General features: G+C 72.8%; 19 protein-coding genes. 11 read left to right on the forward strand and 8 right to left on the reverse strand.

The genetic code is table 11. The features are described from left to right. Positions 1–46: 46 nt before the first annotated feature. Both ACWGH0_RS17240 and ACWGH0_RS17245 read left to right on the forward strand, forming a co-directional pair. Entirely contained in the window at positions 47–2902 is a 2856-nt protein-coding gene (locus tag ACWGH0_RS17240; RefSeq protein ID WP_453404978.1) for a PQQ-dependent sugar dehydrogenase, read from the forward strand. A gap of 22 nt (positions 2903–2924) precedes the next feature. Then, positions 2925–4691, forward strand: a complete 1767-nt coding sequence (locus ACWGH0_RS17245; RefSeq protein WP_453404979.1) for a ThuA domain-containing protein — start codon at positions 2925–2927, stop codon at positions 4689–4691. A gap of 31 nt (positions 4692–4722) precedes the next feature. Here ACWGH0_RS17245 and ACWGH0_RS17250 read toward each other — a convergent pair whose 3' ends face one another. After that, on the reverse strand, positions 4723–6810 hold the full coding sequence (locus ACWGH0_RS17250; protein WP_453404980.1) for a SpoIIE family protein phosphatase: 2088 nt from the start codon (positions 6808–6810) through the stop codon (positions 4723–4725). 200 nt (positions 6811–7010) lie between these two features. On the opposite strand from ACWGH0_RS17250, the gene ACWGH0_RS17255 reads away from it, so the two are divergent. Continuing rightward, the gene (locus ACWGH0_RS17255; RefSeq protein ID WP_453404981.1) at positions 7011–7955 is read left to right on the forward strand and encodes a DUF3048 domain-containing protein; all 945 of its coding nucleotides are present in this window, start codon (positions 7011–7013) and stop codon (positions 7953–7955) included. Positions 7956–7991: 36 nt separating this feature from the next. Here the strand turns inward: ACWGH0_RS17255 and ACWGH0_RS17260 are convergent, their stop codons facing one another. The 4 genes from ACWGH0_RS17260 to ACWGH0_RS17275 all read right to left on the reverse strand — a co-directional run bounded on the left by ACWGH0_RS17260 (position 7992) and on the right by ACWGH0_RS17275 (position 11765). Next, a complete protein-coding gene (locus ACWGH0_RS17260; RefSeq protein WP_453404982.1) occupies positions 7992–8567 on the reverse strand; it encodes a TetR/AcrR family transcriptional regulator in 576 nt (191 codons plus the stop codon). Positions 8568–9066: 499 nt separating this feature from the next. Continuing rightward, positions 9067–10161 carry a carboxylate-amine ligase gene (locus ACWGH0_RS17265; protein ID WP_453404983.1) on the reverse strand — a complete coding sequence of 365 codons (1095 nt, stop codon included), beginning with the start codon at positions 10159–10161 and terminating at the stop codon, positions 9067–9069. 315 nt (positions 10162–10476) lie between these two features. Continuing rightward, positions 10477–10752: an isoamylase early set domain-containing protein gene (locus ACWGH0_RS17270; protein ID WP_453404984.1), complete on the reverse strand. Its 276-nt coding sequence runs from the start codon at positions 10750–10752 to the stop codon at positions 10477–10479. Between the two features lie 113 nt (positions 10753–10865). Then, positions 10866–11765, reverse strand: coding sequence for a UbiA family prenyltransferase (locus ACWGH0_RS17275; protein ID WP_453404985.1), 900 nt, complete (start codon positions 11763–11765; stop codon positions 10866–10868). 101 nt (positions 11766–11866) lie between these two features. Between ACWGH0_RS17275 and ACWGH0_RS17280 the strand changes: the two genes are divergently transcribed. The 5 genes from ACWGH0_RS17280 to ACWGH0_RS17300 all read left to right on the forward strand — a co-directional run bounded on the left by ACWGH0_RS17280 (position 11867) and on the right by ACWGH0_RS17300 (position 16941). Next, positions 11867–12925 (forward strand): type III polyketide synthase, encoded by a 1059-nt coding sequence (locus tag ACWGH0_RS17280; protein ID WP_453404986.1) that lies wholly within the window; start codon positions 11867–11869, stop codon positions 12923–12925. 13 nt (positions 12926–12938) lie between these two features. Next, a complete protein-coding gene (locus ACWGH0_RS17285) occupies positions 12939–13484 on the forward strand; it encodes an isoprenylcysteine carboxyl methyltransferase family protein (RefSeq protein WP_453404987.1) in 546 nt (181 codons plus the stop codon). Next, positions 13481–14497, forward strand: a complete 1017-nt coding sequence (locus tag ACWGH0_RS17290; RefSeq protein WP_453404988.1) for an NAD(P)/FAD-dependent oxidoreductase — start codon at positions 13481–13483, stop codon at positions 14495–14497. Before ACWGH0_RS17285 ends, ACWGH0_RS17290 begins: the two co-directional genes overlap by 4 nt. A gap of 79 nt (positions 14498–14576) precedes the next feature. Beyond that, positions 14577–15650 (forward strand): non-homologous end joining protein Ku, encoded by a 1074-nt coding sequence (gene ku / locus ACWGH0_RS17295; protein ID WP_453404989.1) that lies wholly within the window; start codon positions 14577–14579, stop codon positions 15648–15650. A 199-nt stretch (positions 15651–15849) separates the two neighbouring features. Further along, a complete protein-coding gene (locus ACWGH0_RS17300) occupies positions 15850–16941 on the forward strand; it encodes a glutamate--cysteine ligase 2 (protein WP_453404990.1) in 1092 nt (363 codons plus the stop codon). A 42-nt stretch (positions 16942–16983) separates the two neighbouring features. On the opposite strand, the gene ACWGH0_RS17305 is transcribed toward ACWGH0_RS17300, so the two are convergent. Beyond that, the gene (locus tag ACWGH0_RS17305) at positions 16984–17175 is read right to left on the reverse strand and encodes a hypothetical protein (protein ID WP_453404991.1); all 192 of its coding nucleotides are present in this window, start codon (positions 17173–17175) and stop codon (positions 16984–16986) included. A gap of 165 nt (positions 17176–17340) precedes the next feature. Then, positions 17341–17838 (reverse strand): peptidylprolyl isomerase, encoded by a 498-nt coding sequence (locus ACWGH0_RS17310; RefSeq protein WP_453404992.1) that lies wholly within the window; start codon positions 17836–17838, stop codon positions 17341–17343. Between the two features lie 210 nt (positions 17839–18048). On the opposite strand from ACWGH0_RS17310, the gene ACWGH0_RS17315 reads away from it, so the two are divergent. Further along, complete coding sequence (locus ACWGH0_RS17315) at positions 18049–19473, forward strand: PP2C family protein-serine/threonine phosphatase (protein WP_453404993.1); 1425 nt, start codon at positions 18049–18051, stop codon at positions 19471–19473. Between the two features lie 122 nt (positions 19474–19595). Here ACWGH0_RS17315 and ACWGH0_RS17320 read toward each other — a convergent pair whose 3' ends face one another. Further along, on the reverse strand, positions 19596–21080 hold the full coding sequence (locus tag ACWGH0_RS17320; RefSeq protein WP_453404994.1) for a DNA-binding protein NsdB: 1485 nt from the start codon (positions 21078–21080) through the stop codon (positions 19596–19598). A 240-nt stretch (positions 21081–21320) separates the two neighbouring features. On the opposite strand from ACWGH0_RS17320, the gene ACWGH0_RS17325 reads away from it, so the two are divergent. Together ACWGH0_RS17325 and ACWGH0_RS17330 are read left to right on the forward strand one after the other, a co-directional pair. Then, positions 21321–22469 carry an aminoglycoside phosphotransferase family protein gene (locus ACWGH0_RS17325; protein WP_453404995.1) on the forward strand — a complete coding sequence of 383 codons (1149 nt, stop codon included), beginning with the start codon at positions 21321–21323 and terminating at the stop codon, positions 22467–22469. Positions 22470–22657: 188 nt separating this feature from the next. Next, complete coding sequence (locus ACWGH0_RS17330; RefSeq protein ID WP_453404996.1) at positions 22658–23668, forward strand: glutathione S-transferase family protein; 1011 nt, start codon at positions 22658–22660, stop codon at positions 23666–23668. The last annotated feature ends 79 nt before the right edge of the window (positions 23669–23747 follow it).

The raw sequence follows: 23747 nt of genomic DNA on the forward strand, positions 1-23747 counted from the left end.
CACTTCCCGGTCCGCCGGGCTCCCCCACCTCCTCTGGGAGACTTCTGTGCGCAAAAGACCGTTCAGACCCCGCCACCTCCCCTCTCTCCTGCTCTCCGCGCTGCTCACCGCCGGCTTCCTGGCCCCCGCGGGATCCGCCTCCGCCGCCTCCTGGGACCCGGACCGCCGGGCGGTGAAGGCCGCGGCCGCCGAGGAGTTCCAGCAGGTCACCCTCGCCAAGGGCGTCGCGGAGACCGGTGAGCCCATGACGATGGCGGTACTCCCCGACCGCTCCGTCCTGCACACCTCGCGCGACGGCACCCTGCGGCTCACGGACGCGGCCGGCACGACCAAGGTCGCCGGCAAGCTCGACGTCTACAGCCACGACGAGGAGGGCCTGCAGGGCGTCGGCGTGGACCCCGGCTTCGCCTCCAACCGCCTGGTCTACCTCTACTACGCGCCCAAGCTGAGCACGCCCGGCGGTGACGCCCCCGGCGACGGCGCCGCCGCGGACTTCGCCCCCTTCGACGGGGTGAACCGCCTCTCGCGCTTCTCGCTCGCCGCCGACGGCACCCTGAACCTCGCCAGCGAGAAGAAGATCCTGGACGTCCCGGCGTCGCGCGGGATCTGCTGCCACGTGGGCGGTGACATGGACTTCGACGCGCAGGGCAACCTGTACCTGACCACCGGCGACGACTCGAACCCCTTCGCCTCCGACGGCTACACGCCGATCGACGAACGCGCCTCCCGCAATCCCGCGTACGACGCCCAGCGTTCCGCGGGCAACACCAACGACCTGCGCGGCAAGGTGCTGCGCATCAAGGTCAACGCGGACGGCACGTACTCCACCCCCGCGGGCAACCTCTTCGCGCCCGGTACGGCGAAGACCCGTCCCGAGATCTACGCCATGGGCTTTCGCAACCCGTTCCGCATGAGCGTCGACAAAGCCACCGGCATCGTCTACCTCGGTGACTACGGGCCCGACGCGGGCACGGCGAGCGCGGCGCGCGGGCCGGCCGGGCAGGTCGAGTTCAACCGTGTCACGAAGGCGGGCAACTACGGCTGGCCGTACTGCACCGGCAAGAACGACGCGTACACCGACTACAACTTCGCCACCGCCACCTCCGGCGCGAAGTTCGACTGCGCCGCCCCGAAGAACACCTCGCCGCGCAACACCGGTCTCACCGACCTGCCGCCGGCCCAGCCCGCGTGGATCCCGTACGACGGCGGCTCGGTGCCCGAGTTCGGCAGCGGATCGGAGTCCCCCATGGGAGGACCCGTCTACCGGTACGACGCCTCCTCCACGTCGGCCGTGAAGTTCCCGCAGAGCTACGACGGCAACTTCTTCGCCGGCGAGTTCGGCCGCAAGTGGATCAAGCGGATCGCACAGGGCACCGACGGCACGGTCCAGTCCATCAACGCCTTCCCCTGGAGCGGCACCCAGGTGATGGACATGGCCTTCGGACCCGACGGCGCACTGTACGTCCTGGACTACGGCACCGGTTACTTCAACGGCGACGCCAACTCCGCGCTGTACCGCATCGAGCACGTCACCGACGGCCGCTCCCCCGTGGCGCAGGCCAAGGCCGACCGCACCTCGGGGAAGGCGCCGCTGACGGTGGCCTTCTCGTCCGCCGGGAGCACCGACCCGGACGGGGACCCGCTGACGTACGCCTGGAAGTTCGGCGACGGTGCCACCTCGACCGCGGCGAACCCCTCCCACACCTACACGGCCAACGGCCAGTACACGGCCGAACTCACCGTCTCCGACGGCACGGGCCGCAGCGCCACCGCGTCGGTGCGGATCACCGTGGGCAACACCGCGCCCACCGTGAAGCTGGAACTGCCCGTGGACGGGCGCATCATCGACCCCGGCGCGGCCGTCCCGTACAAGGTGACCGTGACCGACCCGGAGGACGCCACCGTCGACTGCTCCAAGGTGAAGATCACGTTCATCGTCGGGCACGACAGCCACGGCCACCCGCAGACCTCGGCGACCGGCTGTTCGGGAACCGTCCAGACCATCGCGGACGGCGAGCACGACCCGAACGCGAACATCTTCGGCGTCTGGGACGCGGAGTACACCGACAAGGGCGCGAACGGCCAGCCCGCCCTCACCACCCACGCCCAGCACATCAGCCAGCCCAGCCACCGGCAGGGTGAGCACTACGGCGACTCCTCGGGCGTGCAGGTCGTCACGCACACACCGGCCCACGGCGGCAGGACGGTCGGCTACATCGACAACGGCGACTGGATCTCGTTCAAGCCGTACGCCCTCGACAACGCCACCCGGTTCACCGCGAGGATCGCGTCGGCGGGCGCCGGCGGGACGATCGAGGTACGGGCCGGCTCCCCCACCGGCACGCTGCTCGGCACGGCGACCGTGCCGGTGACGGGCGGCTGGGAGACGTATCAGGAGGTCGGCACGGCGCTGACCAACCGCCCTGCGGGCACCACGACGCTGTACCTGGCCTTCAAGGGCGGCGCCGGCTCGCTGTTCGACGTCGACGACTTCCGTTTCACGACCTCGGGCTCCGGCGAGCGCACGGGTCAGGTCAAGGGCGTCAACGCCAAGTGCCTGGACGTCGCGGGCGGGGCGAGCGCCGACGGCACGCAGGCCCAGATCTGGACCTGCGGCACCGGGGGCGGCCAGCAATGGACCGTGCCCGGCGACGGAACACTGCGGGCGCTGGGCAAGTGCCTGGACGTGAGCGGCGGCGGAAGCGCCGACGGGACGAAGATCCAGCTGTGGACGTGCAACGGGACCGCGGCGCAGCAGTGGCAGCCCCAGACCGACACCACCGTCCGCAACCCACAGTCCGGCAAGTGCCTCGACGCCGAGGGCGCCACCTGGAACGACGGCACCCGCGTCCACCTGTGGACCTGTCACACCGGCGCGAACCAGAAGTGGACCCTGCCGTAGCAGGAGAGGAGGCACGACCGACATGCGTATCAACCTCACCCGGGCCGGCTGCCGGCTCGCGGCGGCGCTGCTGCTCTGCGCGGCCGCCGCGCCCGCCGTGGCCGTGGACGACGGCCGCGCGAAGGCCGGAACCACCCGCACAGCTGTACGGGCCGCCGCGGCGGACCCGGCGTACAAGGTCCTGGCGTTCTCCAGGACGGCGGGCTTCCGCCACGACTCCATCGACGAGGGACTGACGGCGCTGCGCGAACTGGGCGGCGCGAACAACTTCACGGTCGACGCCACGGAGAACTCCGCGGCCTTCACCACCGCCAACCTCGCGCAGTACAAGGCCGTCGTCTTCCTCTCCACGACCGGGGACGTGCTGAACAGCACCCAGCAGACGGCGTTCGAGCAGTACATCAAGGGCGGGGGCGGTTACGCCGGCGTCCACGCCGCCGCCGACACGGAGTACGACTGGCCGTTCTACGCGGGCCTCGCCGGGGCGCTGTTCCACTCGCACCCGCACAACCAGACGGCGACGGTCCGGGTGGAGAACCGGGCCCACGACGCGACCGCTCATCTCGGCGCCACCTGGCAGCGTTTCGACGAGTGGTACAACTACCGCACCAACCCCCGTACGACGGCCCGCGTGCTGGCCTCCCTCGACGAGTCCAGCTACACCGGCGGCAACATGTCCGGCGACCACCCGATCTCCTGGTGCAAGGACTACGAGGGCGGCCGGGCCTTCTACACCGGCGGCGGTCACACCGCCGAGTCGTACAGCGAGGCGGCGTTCCGCAGGCACCTGCTGGGCGGCGTCCGGTGGGCGGCGGGCATGACGGAGGCGGACTGCCGCCCCGAGACGGGGTACACACCGCTGTTCGACGGTACGGGCACGGCGGGCTGGAAGCAGGCGGGACCCGGTTCGTTCGCCCTGGCCGACGGCACGCTCACCTCGCAGGGCGGTCTCGGGATGCTGTGGTACTCCGCCAAGGAGTTCACCGGCGACTACTCCGTGAAGCTCGACTGGCGGGCGGAGGGCGACGACAACTCCGGTGTGCTGGTGGGCTTCCCGGCGTCCGACGACCCGTGGTCGGCGGTCGACAACGGGTACGAGATCCAGATCGACGCCACCGACAGCGCCGACCGGACCACGGGATCCGTGTACGGGTTCAAGTCCGCCGACATCGCCGCCCGTGACGCCGCGCTCAACCCGCCCGGCGAGTGGAACACGTACGAGATCCGGGTGACCGGCGAACGACTGGAGGTCTTCCTCAACGGCCGCAGGATCAACGACTTCACCAACGCCGACCCCGCCCGCAGCCTCAGGCAGGGGCACATCGGCATCCAGAACCACGGCGACGGCGACCAGGTGTCGTTCCGCAACGTCCGGGTCAAGACCTCGGGCAGTACGCCGCCGGGCCCGCGCACCGGGCCGGTCAAGGGCGTCAACGGCAAGTGCCTGGACGTCGCCGGCGGGGCGAGCGCCGACGGCACGCAGGCCCAGATCTGGACCTGCAACGGCGCCGACCGGCAGAAGTGGTCCGTGCCGGGCGACGGAACACTGCGGGCGCTGGGCAAGTGCCTGGACGTGAGCGGCGGCGGAAGCGCCGACGGGACGAAGATCCAGCTGTGGACGTGCAACGCGAGCGGCGCACAGCAGTGGCAGCCCCAGGCCGACGGCACCGTCCGCAACCCGCAGTCCGGCAAGTGCCTCGACGCCGAGGGCGCCACCTGGAACGACGGCACCCGCGTCCACCTGTGGAGCTGCCACACCGGCCCCAACCAGAAGTGGACCCTGCCCTGAGCGGTCGTCGCGGCGCCTGGGGCGAACGGTCTCAGGCGCCGCGGCCCATGACGGTGGCCCGGGCGATCAGCAGCGCGACGTCGTCGTGATCGCCCGGGTGCCGCAGCGCGTGCAGCAGCAGATCGCACGTCTCCTCCAGGGAGTCGGGCGGATCGCCGAGGTGGGTGAGGAGGACGTCCAGCCGGTCGTCGATGGCCTGGTCGCGCGTCTCGACCAGGCCGTCGGTGTAGAGGACGAGAAGGTCACCGGGGTTGAGGTCCAGCGCGGTGGTGTGGAAGGTGACCTCCCCGACGCCCAGCGGGGCGCCCGTGGGCAGTTCGAGCAGTTCGGGCGGCCGGCCGGGGCGTACCAGCGCGGGCGCGAGGTGGCCCGCGTTGGAGATGAGGCACCGGGCCCGGTGCGGGTCGTAGACGGCGTAGATGCACGTGGTGATGGTCTGCGCCATGCGGTCGGTGATGCGGTCGAGGTGGTGCAGCACCTCGTCCGGCGCGAGATCGAGTTCGGCGAGCGTACGGGTGGCGGTGCGCAACTGGCCCATCGTCGCGGCGGCGCTGATGCCGCTGCCCATGACGTCGCCGACCACCAGGGCGCTCTTGTCGCCCGTGAGCGGGATGACGTCGAACCAGTCCCCGCCCACCTCGTCGGCGGCCTGCGCGGGCTGGTAGCGACTGGCGATCTCCAGTCCCGGCTGCGCCGGCGGCCGCTCGGGAAGGAGGCTGCGCTGGAGGGTGAGGGCGGTGTTGCGTGCCTGCCGGTACCAGCGCGCGTTGTCGATGCACACGGCGGCCCGCGCGGCGAGTTCCCCCGCGAGGACCTCGTCGTCGTCGCTGAAGGGCTCCTGGTTGCGGGTGCGCTTGAGGTCCAGGGCGCCGAGCACCTGACCGCGCGCGATCAGGGGCACGGCCAGGTAGGAGTGCAGCCCGGCGGTGGCCAGCAGTTCGGCGGCCTCGGGGCTGCGGGCGATCCACGGCAGGTCGTCGGCGCTCACGCGGGGCACGCGCACCGGCCGGCCGGTGTTCACGCACCGCGTCACGAGCCGGTCCGCCTCGTACCGCGCCACCTCGCCGGGCGGATCGGCCGCGCCCACGGCCTCGCTGGGGTACGCGCTGGCCACGGCGAGGGCGCGGAACACCGCGGGCCCCGCCTGCGCCGTCGTGGCCGCCCGGCCGTTGAGCACACTGTCGAGCACGTCCACGGCCGCCACGTCGGCGAGCTCCGGCACCGACACCGCGGCCAGCTCACGGGCGGTCTCGTCGAGGTCGAGCGTGGTGCCGATGCGGATGGAGGCGTCGGCCACGAGCGCGAGACGCTGGCGGGCCTGGGCGGCCTCGATGGTGGCGCGCCGCCGCTCGGTGACGTCCACGACGGAGATGGCCACACCGAGCACCTTCCCGTTGGAGCCCTCCAGCCGGTAGAAGGACACCGACCAGGCCCTCTCCGAGCCGGGGTCGGCGGCGGTGCGCCCCGTCGACTCCCGGTCGACGATCGGTACGCCGCTGCCCAGGACCTCACGCATCGCGGCTTCGATGGACGCGGTGTCCAGGAAGGGCAGTGCCTCGTGGACGTTCCGGCCGACGTGCTCGGCGGCGGACAGGCCGTTGATGCGTTCCAGCGCCGGGTTGACCGTGACGTACCGCAGATCGGTGTCCACGACCGCCAGGCCGATCGGGGACTGGGCGACCAGCCGGGTGGACAGAGCGAGATCCTGCTCGAGCCGCTGGAGCGTGGCCCGGTCGGTGGCGAGGCCCAGGGCGTACAGGTCCTTCCGGTCGTCCTCCAGCCGCATGTTGCGGAACTCCACCAGCCGCGTGCTGCCGTCCCTGTGGCGCATCGGGAAGACGCCCGCCCAGTCCGCCCCGCCGGCCATGACCTTCGCGAACAGGCCGTCCACGAGTTCCAGGTGCTTCTCCTGCACCAGCAGCCGGCCCGCGTACCGGCCGAGCGCCTCCTCGGCGGAGTAACCGAACAGCTCCTCGGCCTGGGGGCTCCACAGCACGATGCGCCCCCGCGCGTCCAGCACCACGGCGGCCACGCTCAGCAGATCCAGCAGACCCCCCGGCGCGGACGGGGCGCCCACCGGCTCCGCGAAGTGGGCAGGCACGGGTTCGGTCGCGCGCATGCCGGGCTCCTTCCGCCCGCCGCCGTTGTCTCCCATCGTCTTCTACCCAGCATGCGCCCTCATCCCCGGCGCCGCCCCGGCGGCTGCCGGGCGCACGAAACCGGAAACCCCCCGCGCGGCGTCATGATGGACGAGGGAGCCGTCGTCGCCGCGGCCCGCGTACGGCGCGGCGCCCCGTGTCGGACCGGAAGGTGACAGCCATGTCCGCAGCCCGTGCGAAGAGATCGGCCGCGGCCTCGCTCGCCGCGCTGACGCTGCTGCTCGCGGCGGCGTGCGGGGCCGGAGGCACGGGTGACGGCGCCTCGCCACCGGACAACCGCGACGGCGGCCGCGCCCGGGTGCTCGCGGTCAAGATCGACAACGTCGGGGCCGCCCGGCCGCCGACGGGCCTGGAGCGGGCGGACCTGGTCTACCTGGAGCAGGTGGAGGCGGGACTCAGCCGCATACTCGCCGTCTACTCGTCCACCGTGCCGCCGGTCGTCGGGCCGGTGCGCAGCGCCCGCGAGACGGACCTGGAACTGCTGCGGCAGTTCGACCGGCCGAAGCTCGCCTACTCGGGTGCGCAGAGCAGGCTCACACCGCTCATCGAGGCCGCGCCGATCGACGCGCTGTCGCCCTCGCAGGCCCCGGGCGCGTACTTCCGCGGCGGGAACCGGCCGGCTCCGCACAACCTGTACCTGCGGCCGGGCGAACTCCCGTACCGCGCGTCCGGCACGCACGCGGGCGAGGACATCGGGCTCCCCCCGGGTCCCGCGCCGGCCGGTGGCTCACCGGCCGCCGAGCGGACGGTCCGCTACCCGGCGGCGAGCTTCACGTTCACGTGGTCGGCGGAGCGCGAGCGGTGGCTGGTGGCGATGGACGGCGCTCCCGCCCGCACGGCGGACGGCGGCCGGCTCGCCGCCGCGTCCGTGGTCCTCCAGGAAGTCACCGTCCGTCCCTCCGACTTCGGCGACCGCTCGGGCAACCGGACGCCGTTCACCGAGACCGTGGGCTCCGGCTCGGCGACCGTCCTGCGCGACGGCAAGGCGTACGAGGCGCGGTGGTCGCGGCAGGACGCCGGCTCCGGGACCGCGTTCACGGCCCCTGACGGCAAGCGCATGACGTTCGCCTCCGGACAGACCTGGATCGCGTACGTCGCACGCTGAGCGGTGCCGCCCGCCCCGACTGCGGCCACCGCGCCGTCACGGCGCCACGACGCGTTCCACCGCGGCCGTGACGAGGGCGTCCCGCTCGTCCTGCGACAACACCCCGGGCAGGGTGAGCTGTTCGACGATGAGCCAGTTGAACGCCAGGTACAGCAGCCGGACGGCGGTCGCGTCGCCGGGCAGGCCCGACTGCTCGTGGTAGGCCACGTTCGCGTCGAGGTCGGCGCGGACCCGCTCGGTCAGCACCGCGCTCAGGCCGGGGCGCCGGGTGGCTTCGAGGCGCAGTTCGAGCAGCGCGAGGTACCCGGTGCGGAAGGAGCTGACGCGTCCGACCAGTTCGCGCATCAGCCCGGCGTAGGTCTCAGGGTCCGCCGCGCTCGCGCGCTGCCGCGCGATCGTCTCCTCGTCGGGCTGGAGCCGTTCGTAGACGCGCGCGCCCGCCTGGGTGAGCAGGGCGTCGCGGTTCGCGAAGTAGTTGGAGGCCGTGCCGGCGGGCACACCGGCCTCGGTGTCCACCGCCCGGAAGGTCAGCCCTCGCGCGCCTTCCCTGGCGAGGACCTCGATCGCGGCGTCGACCAGGGCGGCCCGGCGCTCGTCGTTCCTGCGTACCATCTACCGACCACTCCGTTTGCAGTACTACGGCTGAAGCACCGGAGCAGCGTACTGCACGCGTCGCGGCGGACACGGCGACGAACACGGCGGCCGGCGGGGGCCGCCGGACAAAGGGGGGACCCCGGTGCGTCCGGCACCGGGGTCTTAGGGGTTCAACACCATCTATCGGCGCTTCGCGCCGACTCTTGTATGTCCGCACGTCCGCCGGGAAGGCCGGAGGTGCGAGTGTTTCGGATGCCTGACCGGGGACCACCTTCCAATCCGGGGTCTGCGGTACTCGAGCCAACAGCTCCTGACTCAAGTGCTCCTGATGGCGTCTGCTCCTCCCTTGCTGATCAGTTCCAACGTGCCTTGCTCTCGATGCGGCGATGTCCGCCGCAGGCGCTGGTCGTCTCTGCCGCGCTGTACTGACTCCGTTGGTTACGTCAGAAACTCTAATCACCGTGGACTCGCATGTCTACCACCGTCACGACAGATATCCGCCGACGGCGTCGTCGCGCTACTGGGGTGGGCCCTGCATCGTGATCAGGTCGGTCAGCGCCCGCATGCCGCCCTCGGCCAGCACCCGGCGCTGGAGATCCGCGGAGGTGCCCTGGCGCAGGAGCCGGTGGATGAGGGAACCCACCTCCCGTGCGTCGCCGGACTCCTCCAGCGCGGGTGCGATGTGGTCCATCAACTGAGCGATCACGTCGCCGGCGCTGCGGAGCCTGCCGTCGGGCGCCACCAGTGATCCGCTGATGCCGTCCCGGGCCGCGTACCAGTTCGCGCCGTGCAGCAGCTCCGGCGGGCATTCGGCCAGCGGGACGCCGGCCTTCTCGTCGCTGATGGCGGTCGCGACGAGCGCGCGCACGATGCCCGCGAACATCACCGCCTCGTCGGCCTTCAGCTGGACGTCCATGCACCGCACCTCGACGGTGGGGTACTTGTCGGACAGCCGCGCCTGCCAGTAGATCTGGCCGGCGTCGCTGATGATCCCGGACGTCAGCAGTCCGCGGATGCGCCGCTCGTGGTCGGCCAGACCGTCGAAGTGAGGCGGCGGGCCGCTGACGGGCCACCGGCCGAAGATCAGGGTGCGCCAGCTGGAGAACCCGGTGTCGCGGCCGTCCCAGACCGGTGAGTTCGCCGACATGGCCACCAGGACGGGCAGCCACACCCGGATGCGGTTCAGTACGGCGACGCCCATCTCGGGGTCGGACACGGCCGCGTGCACGTGCATGCCGTTGACCAGCTGCTCCGCGACCAGTTGCGGCGCCTGGGACTGTATGGCGAGGTAGCGCGGGGACCGGGTCACGGGGACCGGCGCCACTTCCCGGAAGGGCGCGGTGGCGCAGGCGGCGAGCCGGCACCCGAACTCCTCCGCCGCCGCGCCGACCGCGTGGCGCAGGCGCAGCAGGTGCCCGCCCACCTCTTCGAGGTCGGTGCACACCGGGGTCGCGACCTCCACCTGCGCCTGGAGCAGCTCGGCCTGCACCTCGCGGCGGTCCACGACCGGTTCCAGGCCGGACGACCCGCGCACCTCGTCGGCCAGCGGCACCGGGAGCCCCGTGTCCGGGTCGAGGAGGAGGTACTCCTCCTCGACTCCCACAGTGATCACGCCGGCTCCGTCCGGTGTCCCGCGCCGTGGCGCGGGGCAGGGGCGAGCCGAACGCCCCGGGCGGTCACGGACGCGAGGGGCGCCGCCCGTCGCACAGGGGCCCAGGTGATCGACGTCGTACGGTGCTGAGCACGCATGACCGCACTTCTTTCTCCTGAGGGCGGCCGGCCGGCCGCCCGATCGGTCCCGGTACTAGGCATTGTGTACCCTGCCGGTCCGCGCGACCAGGCGTCCTTTTCGGCCGCGGCCGGACCGCTCCCGGCCGGTCGCCGACGGGACGCGCCGTACCCGCCTTCCGGCCGCACGGCCCGGCTCTCAGGTGTGGACGACGCTGTTGCGCCCGTCCTGGTCGTCGGCGTGGCCGTCGTTGAACCAGTAGTCGCCGTGCGCGAGATAGCGGAAACCGTAGCGCTGCTCCTTGGGGAGGCTCACGGTGACGGCACGGGTGCCGTCCGCGCGCTCACTGAAGGGGTGCGCTCCGGGCTGCCAGTCGTTGAAGTCGCCGACCACGCTGACCTGCCCGCAGGTCTGGCCCGCCGGGATGACGAAGGTGATGTCCGTGTGCTTCTTGCGTCGGCTGCGCTCCAGCATCGCTGAACCTTTCTCGGGGGAGTGCCCCAGGATCTCCGGCGCGCGGCCCGGCCGGCACGTGTTGTTGCGCCGACGGCGCCGCCCGTCGCCCGTATGGCGCACGGGCGGGCGGGTCAGGGGGCGGCCGCCCCGTGCCGCAGGAGCAGGGACACGGCGAGCGCGGCGACGAGCACGGCCGCCAGGAAGGGCAGCCTCGGGCGCCGGCGGCCGAGCAGCGCGCCGCCGCCCGCCACCACGAGGGCCAGGGCCGGCACGATCATCCCGGCGGCGCCGGCCGGGCCGGGCGGGGCGAACGCGAGCAGCGCGGTCGCCGTCACCAGCGGCGCCGGAAGCAGCAGCCGGGTCCCGGCGGGGCCGAGCCGCTGCGGCCAGCCGCGCACGCCGGTGGCCAGGTCGTCGCCGATGTCGGGGAGCACGTCGGCCAGGTGCGCGCCGACTCCGAGCAGCGCCGAGGAGGCGACGATCCACCAGGGCGGCCAGGGCCCGCCCTCGCGTCCGAGCGAGACGAAGGCGGGCAGCGCCGCGAACCCCACGGCGTAGGGAAGCCAGGACAGCGCGGTCGCCTTGAGCCGGAGGTTGTACGCCCACCCCGCGGCGACCCCGGCCAGGTGGACCGTACCGGCGAGGAGCCCGTACGCGAGGGACAGCGGTACGCACAGGGCGAGGGCCGTGACGGCCGCGGCGCGCACGGCCGTCACACCGACCGTGCCGGCGACGACGGGTTTCGCGCGCCGTCCGACGGCCCGGTCCCGGGCGGCGTCCACGGCGTCGTTGCTCCAGCCGACGGACAGCTGGCCGGTCAGGACCGCGGCGGCGACCAGCAGGCAGCCCGGCACGTCCTGGCCGAGGGCGGCGGCCCACGCGGTCACCAGCGCGCCGACGGCGAGCGCCGGGCCCGGGTGACACGCCCCCAGGAGGCCGGCCACCGCCCGCGTCCGGCGCACGCCGGCAGGGCTCCGCTCGCGGCCGGCGACGGCCTGCACCGCCGGATCCACGCCGGCCTCCACGTCCACGCGCTCATGCTAGGCGGAGCCGGACGAGCGACATGGCGTGTGGCGGCGGCGTGGCGGGGCTAGTCATTGCAGGGTCCCCCGCCCCCGGCCTCGGACCGCAGATGACCCGGATCGCAGCAGTTCACGGTGTACTCGCTCCCCACCGGCACGCCCAACGAGAGATCACGGACATGATCGCCCGGGTGAGCCTGCCCGAGGGGGCCGACCGCCGGGTGCTCGACCGGCTGCACACGAGCGCGCGGGTGAACACGCGCCACACCGCCCTCCCCCTGGGCGCGTACGCCGGTCTGCGCGACTTCGGGGCGGTCAACGACGCGTTCGTCGAGGGGGCGGTGGCGCTGGGCGCCGAGGCCGTCGGCGCGGCGCTGGACACGGCCGGGCTCTCGCCGCGCGACGTCGACCTGCTGATGTTCACGTCGGTGACCGGCATCGCGACGCCGTCGGTGGACGCGCGTCTGGTGGGGCCGCTCGGCCTGCGGCCCGACGTCAAGCGCCTCCCCGTCTTCGGCCTCGGCTGCGTCGCGGGGGCCGCAGGCATCGCGCGGCTGCACGACTTCCTGCTCGGCCGTCCCGACGACGTGGCGGTCCTGCTGTCGGTGGAGCTGTGCACGCTCACGTTCCAGCGGGGTGACGCGTCGCCCGCGAACCTCGTCGCCGGGGCGCTCTTCGGGGACGGCGCGGCGGCAGTGGTCGCCTGCGGCAGCCGCCGGGAAGCGGCCGGGGCCGGACCGACCGTCGTGGACACGCGCAGTCACCTGTATCCGGACAGCGAGCACGTCATGGGGTGGGACATCACCGGCTCCGGGTTCCGCGTCGTACTGGATGCGAGCGTCCCCGACGTCGTCCGCAAGAACCTGGCCGCCGACGTCGACACGTTCCTCGCCTGCCACGGGCTGCGCCGCGAGGACATCACCGCCTGGGTGTGCCACCCCGGCGGCCCGAAGGTGCTGGAGGCGGTCGAGGAAACGCTCGAACTGCCCGCCGGCGCCCTCGACGTCACCTGGCGGTCCCTGGCGGCCGTCGGCAACCTGTCCTCGGCCTCGGTGCTGCACGTCCTGCGCGACACCCTCGCCCAGCGCAGCCCGCCGCCCGGCACCGCCGGGCTGCTGCTCGCCATGGGACCGGGCTTCTGCTCCGAACTCGTCCTGCTGCGCTGGTAGGGAGAGGAGACACATGTTCTGGTACGCCGTGCTCGTCCTGGCGGTCGGCGCGGAGCGCGTCGCCGAACTCGTCGTGGCCCGCCGCAACACCCGGTGGAGCCTCGCCCGGGGCGCGCGGGAAGCCGGCCGCCGGCACTACCCGGCGATGGTCGTCCTGCACACGGGGCTGCTCGCCGGCTGCCTCGCGGAGGTCCACTTCGCCGCGCGGCCGTTCGATCCGGTGCCCGGCTGGACCATGACCGCCGTAGTGGTCGCCGCGCAGGCGCTGCGCTGGTGGTGCATCCGCACGCTGGGGCCCCGGTGGAACACCCGGGTGCTGGTGGTGCCCGGCCTGCCGCTGGAGGCGGGCGGACCGTACCGGTGGACGAGCCACCCCAACTACGTGGCGGTGGTCGCCGAAGGACTCGCCCTGCCGCTCGTCCACGGCGCGTGGCTGACCGCCGCGCTCTTCACCGGTCTCAACGCGGCGCTGCTCACCGTGCGGATCCGCTGCGAGAACCAGGCGCTCGGGCTCGCGCCCCGGCGCGCCGCCGGCAGCGGGGCGGGCGCCGGACTGTGATCGACCTGCTGGTGGCGGGCGGCGGACCGGCGGGGCTGGCCACGGCGATCCACGCGGCCGGGGCCGGCCTGCGGGCGGTCGTGGTGGAGCCGCGCGCCACGCCCGTGGACAAGGCGTGCGGCGAGGGCATCATGCCCGGCGGCGTACTGGCCCTCGACGCCCTGGGCGTACGGGTCGCCGGCCGGGCGCTGCGCGGCATCCGCTACGTCGACGGACGCCACCGCGCGCAGGCGTCCTTCGCCGACGGCACGGGCCTCGGGGTACGCCGTACGGAACTGCACGCGGCGCTGGCCCGGCGGGCGGCCGAACTGGGCGTCGAGACCCTGGCAGGACGGATCACGGAGGTCCGCCAAAGCGCGGACGCGGTGACCGCGGGGGGTCTGCGCGCGCGCTGGCTGGCCGCCGCGGACGGCCTGCACTCGCCGCTGCGCCACGCGCTCGGCCTGGACCTGCCGAGCGGCCGGCCCCGGCGCTACGGCCTGCGACGGCACTACCGGATGGAACCGTGGACGGACTTCGTCGAGGTGCACTGGTCCGGCTGCGGCGAGGCGTACGTGACGCCGGTCGGCGACGGCCTGGTCGGGGTGGCCGTGCTGAGCACCGCGCGCCGCGGCTTCGACGCCCACCTGACGCACTTCCCCCACCTGCGCCGGCTCCTGGACGGGCGGCCCTGCGACGGCTCAGTGCGGGGCGCGGGCCCGCTGCGGCAGGGGGCCCGCCGCCGCGTCGCGGGGCGGGTCCTGCTGGTGGGCGACGCGGCGGGCTACACCGACGCGCTCACCGGCGAGGGCGTCGCGCTCGCCCTGGCGTCGGCCGGGGCGGCGGTGCGGTGCCTGACGGAGGGACGGCCCCAGGCGTACGAGCGGTGCTGGCGGCGGCTGTCCCTGCGGCACCGCCTGCTGACGGAGGGGCTCGTCCGGATGAGTGGCCGCCCGGCCGTCGCCCGTCTGGTCGTACCGGCGGCGGCGAGGCTGCCGTCGCTCTTCACGGCGGCCGTCCGCGCGCTCCAGTGACGCCGCCACCCGGCGCGCCCCCGGATGCGGATCGGGTCCGGTGGGGGTGCCATGGAGGCAGGAGGAGGTGGCAGCGGCCATGGCGCGTCCGGTGTGGAGTGGGGCCCTGACGTTCGGACTGGTGTCCCTGCCCGTGCAGATGTTCACGGCGACGGACAGCCACACGGTCCACTTCCACCAGTTGCAGCGCGGTACGTCGGACCGGGTGCGCAACAAGCGGGTGAACGAGCGCACGGGCGACGAGGTTCCGCTCGACGAGATCGTCAAGGGGTACGACGCCGGGGACGAGTACGTGCTCGTCGAGCCGGGCGAGCTGGAGGAGATCGCGCCGGGCCGCTCGCAGGCGGTGGAGATCACCGGGTTCGTGGATCTCGAACAGGTCGAGCCGATCTTCTTCGACAAGACGTACTACCTGGGCCCGAAGGGCAAGGAGTACGCCAAGATCTACGCCCTGCTGGAGAAGGCGCTGGCCGAGGCGGGCAAGGCGGGGATCGCCACCTTCGTGATGCGCAACCGTCAGTACCTGGTCGCCGTCAAGGCCGAGGGCGGCCTCCTGACGCTGCACACCCTGCACTGGGCCGACGAGATCCGTGACCCGCACAAGGAGATCGGTGCGCTGCCCGAGGACGCCGAGGTCACCGATCGTGAGCTGAGGATGGCCGAACAGCTCATCGAGACGCTCTCCATGGACTGGCAGCCCGAGGAGTTCCACGACACCTTCCAGGAGCAGGTGACGGCGCTGATCGAGGCCAAGCGCGCCGGTGAGACGGTCGAGAAGGCGGAGCCGCCCGCCAGGGGCACGAACGTCGTCGACCTGATGGAGGCGCTGCGCGCCAGCGTCGACCAGGCGAAGGGCTCCAAGAAGGGCGGCCGGGAGAAGGCCACCGCGTCCGGCACGCCCGTCGCCCGGATCAAGGACGCCGCCGACAAGCGCCGGACCGGCCGGACGGCGAAGCCGGAAGGACAGCGGGCGCGGAAGGAGAAGGCGGCGGGCGGGCCGGCGAAGGACGAGCCGCTCGACTCCCTCACCAAGGCGGAGCTCTACCGGCGCGCCACCGAAGCCGGCGTATCCGGGCGCTCCGCCATGACCCGCGAAGAGCTGATCAAGGCCCTCGGCGGCAAGCGCGGCCGGCGCAAGGCGCACGCGTCCTAGCCGGGTCGGCCGCCCCACCTGCGCGGAAGCTTCGAGATCGCCGGGCATTAAGCCCGCGGTGCAGGGCAGAGGGAAAGAAGCCGCACCGCGGGCTGCCCCGTCCGGTCGTGACGCCAGCCGTGGCGCGGTGCTTTCGGACAGGATCTACAGCTTGCGCCCGGGCCGTCGCGGCCGGCCGCGCCGCGGAGAGGCAGTCGTCGTGCGTAGTGTCGGAGTGGAAGAGGAGCTCCTCCTGGTGGATGCGCGGACCGGTGAGCCGCAGGCGTTGTCCACTGCGGTGCTGGCCTCCGTCTCCCGGGAGGGCGGCGGTGAGGCCGAGGTCTTCGAGGAGGAGCTGCACCGGCAGATGCTGGAGTTCGGCACCCGGCCGCAGACCGGCATGGGGGACCTGGCGGAGGAGATCGTCCGCTGGCGGGCGGAGGCCGCGCGCCACGCGGAGGGCTTCGGCGCGGCCGTGGTGGCCCTAGCGACCTCTCCCCTTCCGGTCAGCCCGTCCATCGGCAGCGGTGAGCGCTACCAGTGGCTGGAGGAGGAGTTCGGGCTCACCACGCAGGAGCAGCTGACGTGCGGCTGCCACGTCCATGTGTCGGTGGAGTCCGACGAGGAGGGCGTCGCCGTCCTGGACCGGATCCGCCCGTGGCTGTCCGTCCTGCTCGCGATGAGCGGCAATTCCCCCTTCTGGCAGGGCAAGGACAGCCGGTACAGCAGCTACCGCAGCCGGGTCTGGGGCCGGTGGCCGTCGGCGGGTCCCGTGGAGATCTTCGGCAGCGCCGACCGGTACCACGAACAGGTCGCCGCCATGGTGGGCACGGGCGCGCTGCGCGATCAGGGCATGATCTACTTCGACGCCCGGCTCTCCCACCACTACCCCACCGTCGAGATCCGGGTCTCCGACGTCTGTCTGGACCCCTCCACCACGGTGCTCATCGCCACCCTGGTCCGCGGCCTGGTCGAGACGGCGGCCCGCCAGTGGCGGGCCGGTGAGCCGCCCGCGCGGCACGGCGTCGGGCTGCTGCGGCTGGCCGCGTGGCGGGCCGCCCGGTCGGGTCTCGAGGGAGAACTGATCCACCCGGTCACGATGCTTCCGGCACCGGCCGAAACGGTGATACGGGCCCTGTTCGACCACGTCCGGGACGCCCTGGAGGACAGCGGTGACGTGGTGCCCGCCCAGGACGGGCTGGCGGCCCTGCTCAAGGGCGGGAACGGGGCGCGCGTCCAGCGGGAACTGCTGGGCCGGTCCGGCGGTCTGCGCGACGTGGTGACCGAGTGCGTGCGCAGGACCCGCGGGTAACCCGCGGGTCCACAGAATGCGCGGGGCGCGGGGCCCGGTCGGTCACGGGTGGTCGGCGCGCTGGTCCGGCGGGGTTCCGCCGCCCTCGCCCCCGCCCTTGTTCCCCTTGTCCGTCCCGTGGGCGTGCTTGCTGCCGCCCGTCCCCGGCTGGCCGGCCTTCAGCTCGGCGCTGTCCTGCGGGGTCGCGCCGCCCTTGTCGCTGCGCCGCTGTTCGGGCTGTTGCGGATTCGACATGTCGATCCCTGCCTCCTGATCGCGGGGTACCTGCGTGCCTACGCACAGCGGGTTCCCACGCACATCAGGAGCAACACATCCGCACCGGGGCGAATGTGGGAGCGCCGGCCGACGGGTGACGTCGGCCGGCGCGCTCACGGCTCCGCGTTCGCCGAGCGGGGTGGCTCAGAGGACGCCGGACTCGTCGATGGTGACCTTGGCCTTCGGCTTGCCGCTCTGCGAGCCGAAGCCCTCGATCTTCTTGACGAGCTCCATGCTCGCGTCGTCGGCGACCTCGCCGAAGACGACGTGCTTGCCGTCCAGCCACGGCGTCACGACGGTGGTGACGAAGAACTGGGAGCCGTTGGTGCCGGGGCCGGCGTTGGCCATGGACAGCAGGCCCGGCTTGTCGTGCTTGAGCTGGAAGTTCTCGTCCGCGAACTTCTCACCGTAGATGCTCTTGCCGCCGGTGCCGTCGCCGCGGGTGAAGTCGCCGCCCTGGAGCATGAAGGCCGGGATGATGCGGTGGAAGGAGGAGCCGGCGTAGCCGAAGCCCTTCTCGCCCGTGGCCAGGGCGCGGAAGTTCTCCGCCGTCTTGGGGACCACGTCGTCGAACAGGTTGAACGTGATCCGCCCGGCGGGCTCGTCGTTGATCTTGATGTCGAAGTAAGCCTTGATCGTCATGGCCCTATCCTGACATCCCGGGCGACGTCTCGTGCATCCGGCATCCCGTGGGGGCGTTTTGCGGCGTCTTCGGCGAGGCCGTTGGCATATGCCGCGAGCACCACCGTATCGAGTGTTGCCAAAGCCCTTACGGGCCTTTCCCGGCTGTGCCACAGTCGTACTGGTCCATCCTTCAGACCTGGTTTGGCCGCGCCTGTATCGGAGTACGACATGCCGTCCCATCTGTTCGCGGACCGTCCTGCGCCCCAGCCGCCCGAGCGGGGCTCCCTCGACGCGCTGATCTCGCAGACACGCCGGCTGCGCGGGGACGTGGACGCGGTGCGCCGGGACGCGGCCGTGGCGGAGGACGAGGATCCGCAGGGGCGCTGGCAGCGGGCCCTGTGCGACCTGGCGGTCCATCAACTGGACGACCTCGGCGTGCAGTTGGGCCAGCTGAAGGCGGGTCTGCCGGACCGGGCGGCGGAAGCGCCCGCCGAGCGGCCGCCGGCCGCGAGCGGCACGGCGTTACTCGCCAGGGTCGGCAGCGCCGAGTGGAACCTGCTGACCGACGAGGCGAGCTGGTCCGACGAGCTGTTCGAAATCTTCGGCCGTGCCCCGGAGAGCGGGCCGCTGACCCTCGACGAGCTGCCGTCCATGCTCCTCGCGGAGGACCAGGCGTTCCTGGCCTCGATGGTCACCGACTGCCTGGTGGACGGGAAGCCGATCGACGGCGAGTTCCGCATCCGCCGCACGGGCGACGGCGCCGTACGGACGCTGCACATGATGGGTGAGCCGGTGCTCGACGCCGACGGCTGCACCGCCTCCATGTGGGCGGTGCTGCGGGACGTGAGCGAGCTGCGCCGCAGCGAGCAGGTGGTGCACGAGACCCAGGACACGCTCCGGCGCCAGCAGCACATCGCCCGTACCGAACACCGGATCGCGGTCGAGCTCCAGCAGTCGGTCCTGCCGTCGTGGCGGGGCCCCCTGCGGCTCCCGCACGGCGGCCCCGCCGCGCTCGACCTCGCCGCCCACTACCTTCCCTCGGCGTCGAGCGCGCTGATCGGCGGCGACTGGTACGACGCCCTGGAGCTGCCCGACGGCCAGACCATGCTGACCGTCGGTGACCTGACCGGGCACGGGGTGGCCGCCACCTCGGGAATGGCGATGCTGCTCGGCGCGCTGCGCGGAATGGCCATGGCGGGTATCGCGCCCGGCGCCCTGATGGGCCACCTCAACCAGCTCCTGGAGGCTTCGGCGCAGCCCGCGCTCGGCAGCGCGATGTGCTGCCGCTACGACCCGGTCACCCGGCTGCTGACCTGGGCACAGGCGGGTCACCCCGCCCCGCTGCTGTTCCGGGACGGGACGGGGCGCTCGCTGACGCCGCCCGAGGGTGTCCTGCTCGGGGCGACGTCCGGGGCGGCGTACGAGCAGGCCGAAGTGCAGTTGCGCGCCGGTGACCTGCTGGTCCTGCACACCGACGGCATCGCACGCCGCACGCCCACCGACGACGCCGGCCCGTCCAGGCTGCTGGATCTCGCAGCGCGCTTCGCCGGGGCCCGCAGCGCGCAGGAGTGCGTACGGCTGGCCGTCGAGGAGTTCGGTGGTGCGGAGCGTGAGAACGACGCGTGCGTGCTGATCGCCCGGATCGCCGCATAGAGGTCGCGTAACAGGAAGTCGCGCAGGGATCGAGGAGTGCAAGGCGCGGACGACGGCTCTCGTCGCCGTGGAGTGGTCGTGGCCGTTGTCGGTGGCCGGCGTTCCGGAGCGGAACCGCCGGTCTAGATGCTGGTGCTCCTGTTCGTCTTCTTCGTCGGCAGCGCGAGCTGGATCTCCTCGCGCAGGTCCTCGATCTTCGGGTAGCCGGCGTACTCACCGGTGAGCCGGTACATCTGGCGCAGCCGGTCCCACGTGCGGTGCGAGGAGGTCTCCCCCATCGACACCAGCGCGAGGCGTGCGTACCGGTCCGCCTGTTCCGGGTCGTCCGCGATGAAGCACGCGGAGGCGAGCGAGAGATAGTCGAAGATCTTCGACCGCTGCCGGCCGCCGGCCCGCAGGTCGAGCGCCTGCTTGGCGTGGCGCTGTGCCGTGATCGCCGCCGCCGGGTCGTGCTCGGCGAGCGTACGGAAGGCCAGGGCCTGCATCCCGTGCATGTCCGCCTCGTCGAACATCTGCATCCAGCTCGGCGGCGGGACGTCTCCCTTGTCGGACACGAACAGTTCCTCCGCCTCCCCCAGCGTGCGCCGCATCGCCTGGCCGCGCCCCATCGCGGCCTGCGCCCAGGCCTCGATGGTGTGCAGCATGGCGCGGGTGCGCGGCAGCATCTGGTCGCCGGAGCCGGACTTGGCGAGCTTCATCAGGTCGAGGGCGTCGTCGGGCTTTCCGAGGTGCACCATCTGGCGGGCGGCCCGGGAGAGGGCCTCCCCCGCGCGGGGGCGGTCGCCGCCCTCGCGGGCCGCGTGGGCGGCGATGATGAAGTACTTCTGGGCGGTGGGTTCGAGGCCGACGTCGTGGGACATCCAGCCGGCGAGGACCGCCAGGTTGGCGGCGACGCCCCACAGCCTGCGCTGGAGGTGGTCGGGGTGGTGGTAGGCGAGCATGCCGCCCACCTCGTTGAGCTGGCCCACCACCGCCTTGCGCTGGAGACCGCCGCCGCGGGCGGCGTCCCAGGCGCGGAACACTTCGACGGACCGCTCCAGCTCTTCGATCTCCTGCGACCCGATGGGGGCGGCCTCGTAGCGGTCGTACCCGGCGGGGTCGGCGTGCAGGGGGTCGTCGATGCGTGGAGCGGTCGTCGGAGCGGGGTCGGCGTGGAGCCAGTCGTGCATGGCGTTGCTGAGTGCGGAGCCTGCGGCGAGCGCGGCGCCCGCGCCCACCAAGCCGCGTCGGTTGAGCATGAGGTCCATTCCCGTGAATTCGGTGAGGACCGCCGCCGTCCGTTCGGGCGCCCACGGGAGACCGTCGGGATTCTCTGTGTTCCTGACGTCCCGCCGTTTCCCCGTGCGCCCGTGCCGGTCGAACCCGAGGTCCTCGATGGTCACGACACGGCCGAGTCGCTCGGTGAACAGAGCTGCCAGCACCTTGGGCACGGGATCGCGCGGGGCTTCCCCCGTGTCGATCCAGCGTCGTACGCGCGAGGTGTCGGTGGCCAGTTGCGGATGGCCCATGGCCGCCGCATGCCGGTTCACCAGTCTCGCGAGTTCGCCCTTGGACCAGCCGGCGAGGCCGAACAGGTCTGCCAGGCGGGTGTTGGGTTCTCCGGTCACTTCAAGCCCCCAGGTTCTCGGCTGATTTCGACAGTAACCCCGTGTCAGATGCGCCAGGGATATTCGCCAGGGTTCGCCAGGGTTCGCCAGGGTTCGCCAGATGGTGTGCCACCCGCGGGCGGGTGTCAGGTAAGAAAGCGCCACCCCGTTCCGGCAACCGGCCGGCATTCCCCAGGGTGCTGACCGGTTGCCGGGGCGGGCGGCGCACGTAACTCGTCGGCGCGCGAAGGGATCTGTCCCATGTACACAGCATCGTCCTCCGTGTCCGCCCCGCCTCGGCCGTACCGTCCAGTGGCGACGGGCAGCGGACCGTACCTCGATCCCCACCACGCCGGCGGAGCGTCACTCGGCGCGGGACGGGCCCGGCGCGCGGCGGCAGGGCTGGGTTCCCCACCGCTCAGCGGGAGACTCGACTTGTCCGGTCCCCAGGGCGCGCAGCTGAGGAAGGCCATCGCCTCGGTGCACCGGATCTGCCCGGAGTTCAATCCGGTGCAGGTCCTGCGCCGCAGCGGACGTTCCGTCCTGCTCGTCGGCACCACGGGCCGCGCCACCGCGGTCGCCAAGTGTTTACTGGATCACTCCCCCGCCTGGGCGGAGAGGTTCCGGCACGAAATAGCTGCTTACCGCGCGTTCGTCCGGCACCGCCCGCCTGTGCGGGTGCCCCGGCTGATCGCCGCGGATCCCGACAACTGCACGCTGGTGATCGAGCGGATGCCCGGCCGGGTCGCCGCGCTCACCCGGCATCCCGCCGAGGCGCCGCCCCGCGCCGATCTGCGGGCCGTGCTCGGCGCGATCACGCGGGTCAACGCGTGGCGCCCGCCGCCCGGCATCTTCGAGGCGCCGCTCGACTACGCCTCGCGGATCTCGCGCTACCACGCGCTGGGTCTGCTCACCGACCGGGATCTGGGTGACCTCCAGAAGCTCCTGCACGGGGTGGCGCACGCGGGCGGAGGGCGGCAGAGCCTGGGGCAGTTCTGTCACGGCGACGCCCTGCTCTCCAACATCTTGATGTCACCGGCCGGTCCCGTCCTGGTCGACTGGGAGCACGCCGGCTGGTACCTGCCGGGGTACGACCTCGCGACGCTGTGGGCGGTGCTGGGCGACGCTCCGGCGGCCCGGCGGCAGATCAGCCAGTTGGCGCAGGCACCGGGCACGGCGTCGCGGGACGCGTTCCTGGTGAACCTGATGCTCGTGCTGACACGGGAGATCCGTACGTACGAGACCGCTGTCCAGCGCACCATGCGCGAGGCCGCGCCGGTGGGCGGGGCGGGGCAGACACCGGCGGGCGGGGTGTCGACCGGTGAGGAGCAGCGGTTGCTGCTGCGGCGGCTGCACGACGACTGCGCGATGGCCCGGCGGGCCGTGCGGGCGGCCGTCGGCACCCGCTGACGGAGAGGGGAAAGCACTGGCCCGCCCGGGTCGTCACCGGGTGGGCCAGTGCTTCGTGCCGTGCGGACCCGCCGCGTACCCGGGCGGCGGCGGCACAATGGCGGTGTCGGCGAGTCCGTGTGCCGGAGCGCGGGGCCGGGGGCGCCGGCGGGGAAGGCTCTCCGTACCGACCCGGAAGGAAGGCCACGATGAACGACGGCAACGCCGCGTACGGGAAGAACCCGTTCGTGCGGTCGAAGAGCCACTTCACGGACCGCGTCACGGCCGGCGGCGGGGACGGCTGGCCCGTCGAGGCCGGCCGCTACCGGCTGGTGGTGAGCCGCGCGTGCCCCTGGGCGAGCCGCGCGGTGATCTCGCGGCGGCTGCTCGGTCTGGAGGACGCCGTGTCGCTGGCGGTGGCCGACCCGATCCAGGACGACCGGAGCTGGCGGTTCACCCTGGATCCGGGGGACCGCGACCCCGTGCTGGGCATCCGGTACCTCGGCGAGGCGTACGACGCGCGGGAGACGGGGTACGACGGGGGGATCAGCGTGCCCGCCCTCGTGGACGTGGAGAGCGGCAGGCTGGTCACCAACGACTACCAGCGGATCACGCTGGACTTCGCCACCGAGTGGGCGGCGCTGCACCGGCCGGGCGCCCCGGACCTCTACCCGGAGAAGCTGCGCGCGGAGCTCGACGAGGTCATGGACGGCATCTACCGGGACGTCAACAACGGGGTCTACCGTGCGGGCTTCGCGACGAACCAGAGCGAGTACGAGGACGCCTGCCGGGACGTCTTCCGGCGGCTCGGCCTGGTGGCGGAGCGGCTCGCGGACCGCCGCTACCTCGTCGGGGACACCATCACGGAGGCGGACCTCCGCCTCTTCACCACGCTGGTGCGGTTCGACGCGGTCTACCACGGACACTTCAAGTGCAACCGGTTGAAGCTCACCGAGAACCCGGTGCTCTGGGCGTACGCACGCGACCTGTTCCAGACACCGGGCTTCGGGGACACCGTCGACTTCGACCACATCAAGCGCCACTACTACCGGGTGCACTCCGGCATCAACCCGACCGGCATCGTGCCGCTGGGGCCGGACCTGTCGGGGTGGCTGGCCCCGCACGACCGCGCGGAGCTCGGCGGCCGTCCGTTCGGGGACGGTACGCCGCCGGGGCCGGTGCCGGTGGCGGAACGGGTGCCGGCCCCGGGGCAGCCGTAGGTTCGTCCCCCGGCGCGTGGCGTGCGCGGACGTGCGCGCCGCGCGGCTCCGGGTGAAGCTGGACACCTCTGCTGGCCCG

This window comes from Streptomyces sp. NPDC054887 (assembly GCF_053610585.1).

Excerpts from the sequence above, each read along its gene's own strand:
- ACWGH0_RS17285 (WP_453404987.1), top strand. The coding sequence starts at position 12,939 with ATGTTCTGGTACGCCGTGCTCGTCCTGGCGGTCGGCGCGGAGCGCGTC.
- ACWGH0_RS17255 (WP_453404981.1), top strand. The coding sequence starts at position 7,011 with ATGTCCGCAGCCCGTGCGAAGAGATCGGCCGCGGCCTCGCTCGCCGCG.
- ACWGH0_RS17250 (WP_453404980.1), bottom strand. The coding sequence starts at position 6,810 with ATGCGCGCGACCGAACCCGTGCCTGCCCACTTCGCGGAGCCGGTGGGC.
- ku (WP_453404989.1), top strand. The coding sequence starts at position 14,577 with ATGGCGCGTCCGGTGTGGAGTGGGGCCCTGACGTTCGGACTGGTGTCC.
- ACWGH0_RS17310 (WP_453404992.1), bottom strand. The coding sequence starts at position 17,838 with ATGACGATCAAGGCTTACTTCGACATCAAGATCAACGACGAGCCCGCC.
- ACWGH0_RS17245 (WP_453404979.1), top strand. The coding sequence starts at position 2,925 with ATGCGTATCAACCTCACCCGGGCCGGCTGCCGGCTCGCGGCGGCGCTG.
- ACWGH0_RS17270 (WP_453404984.1), bottom strand. The coding sequence starts at position 10,752 with ATGCTGGAGCGCAGCCGACGCAAGAAGCACACGGACATCACCTTCGTC.
- ACWGH0_RS17315 (WP_453404993.1), top strand. The coding sequence starts at position 18,049 with ATGCCGTCCCATCTGTTCGCGGACCGTCCTGCGCCCCAGCCGCCCGAG.
- ACWGH0_RS17280 (WP_453404986.1), top strand. The coding sequence starts at position 11,867 with ATGACCCGGATCGCAGCAGTTCACGGTGTACTCGCTCCCCACCGGCAC.
- ACWGH0_RS17305 (WP_453404991.1), bottom strand. The coding sequence starts at position 17,175 with ATGTCGAATCCGCAACAGCCCGAACAGCGGCGCAGCGACAAGGGCGGC.
- ACWGH0_RS17260 (WP_453404982.1), bottom strand. The coding sequence starts at position 8,567 with ATGGTACGCAGGAACGACGAGCGCCGGGCCGCCCTGGTCGACGCCGCG.
- ACWGH0_RS17330 (WP_453404996.1), top strand. The coding sequence starts at position 22,658 with ATGAACGACGGCAACGCCGCGTACGGGAAGAACCCGTTCGTGCGGTCG.
- ACWGH0_RS17325 (WP_453404995.1), top strand. The coding sequence starts at position 21,321 with ATGTACACAGCATCGTCCTCCGTGTCCGCCCCGCCTCGGCCGTACCGT.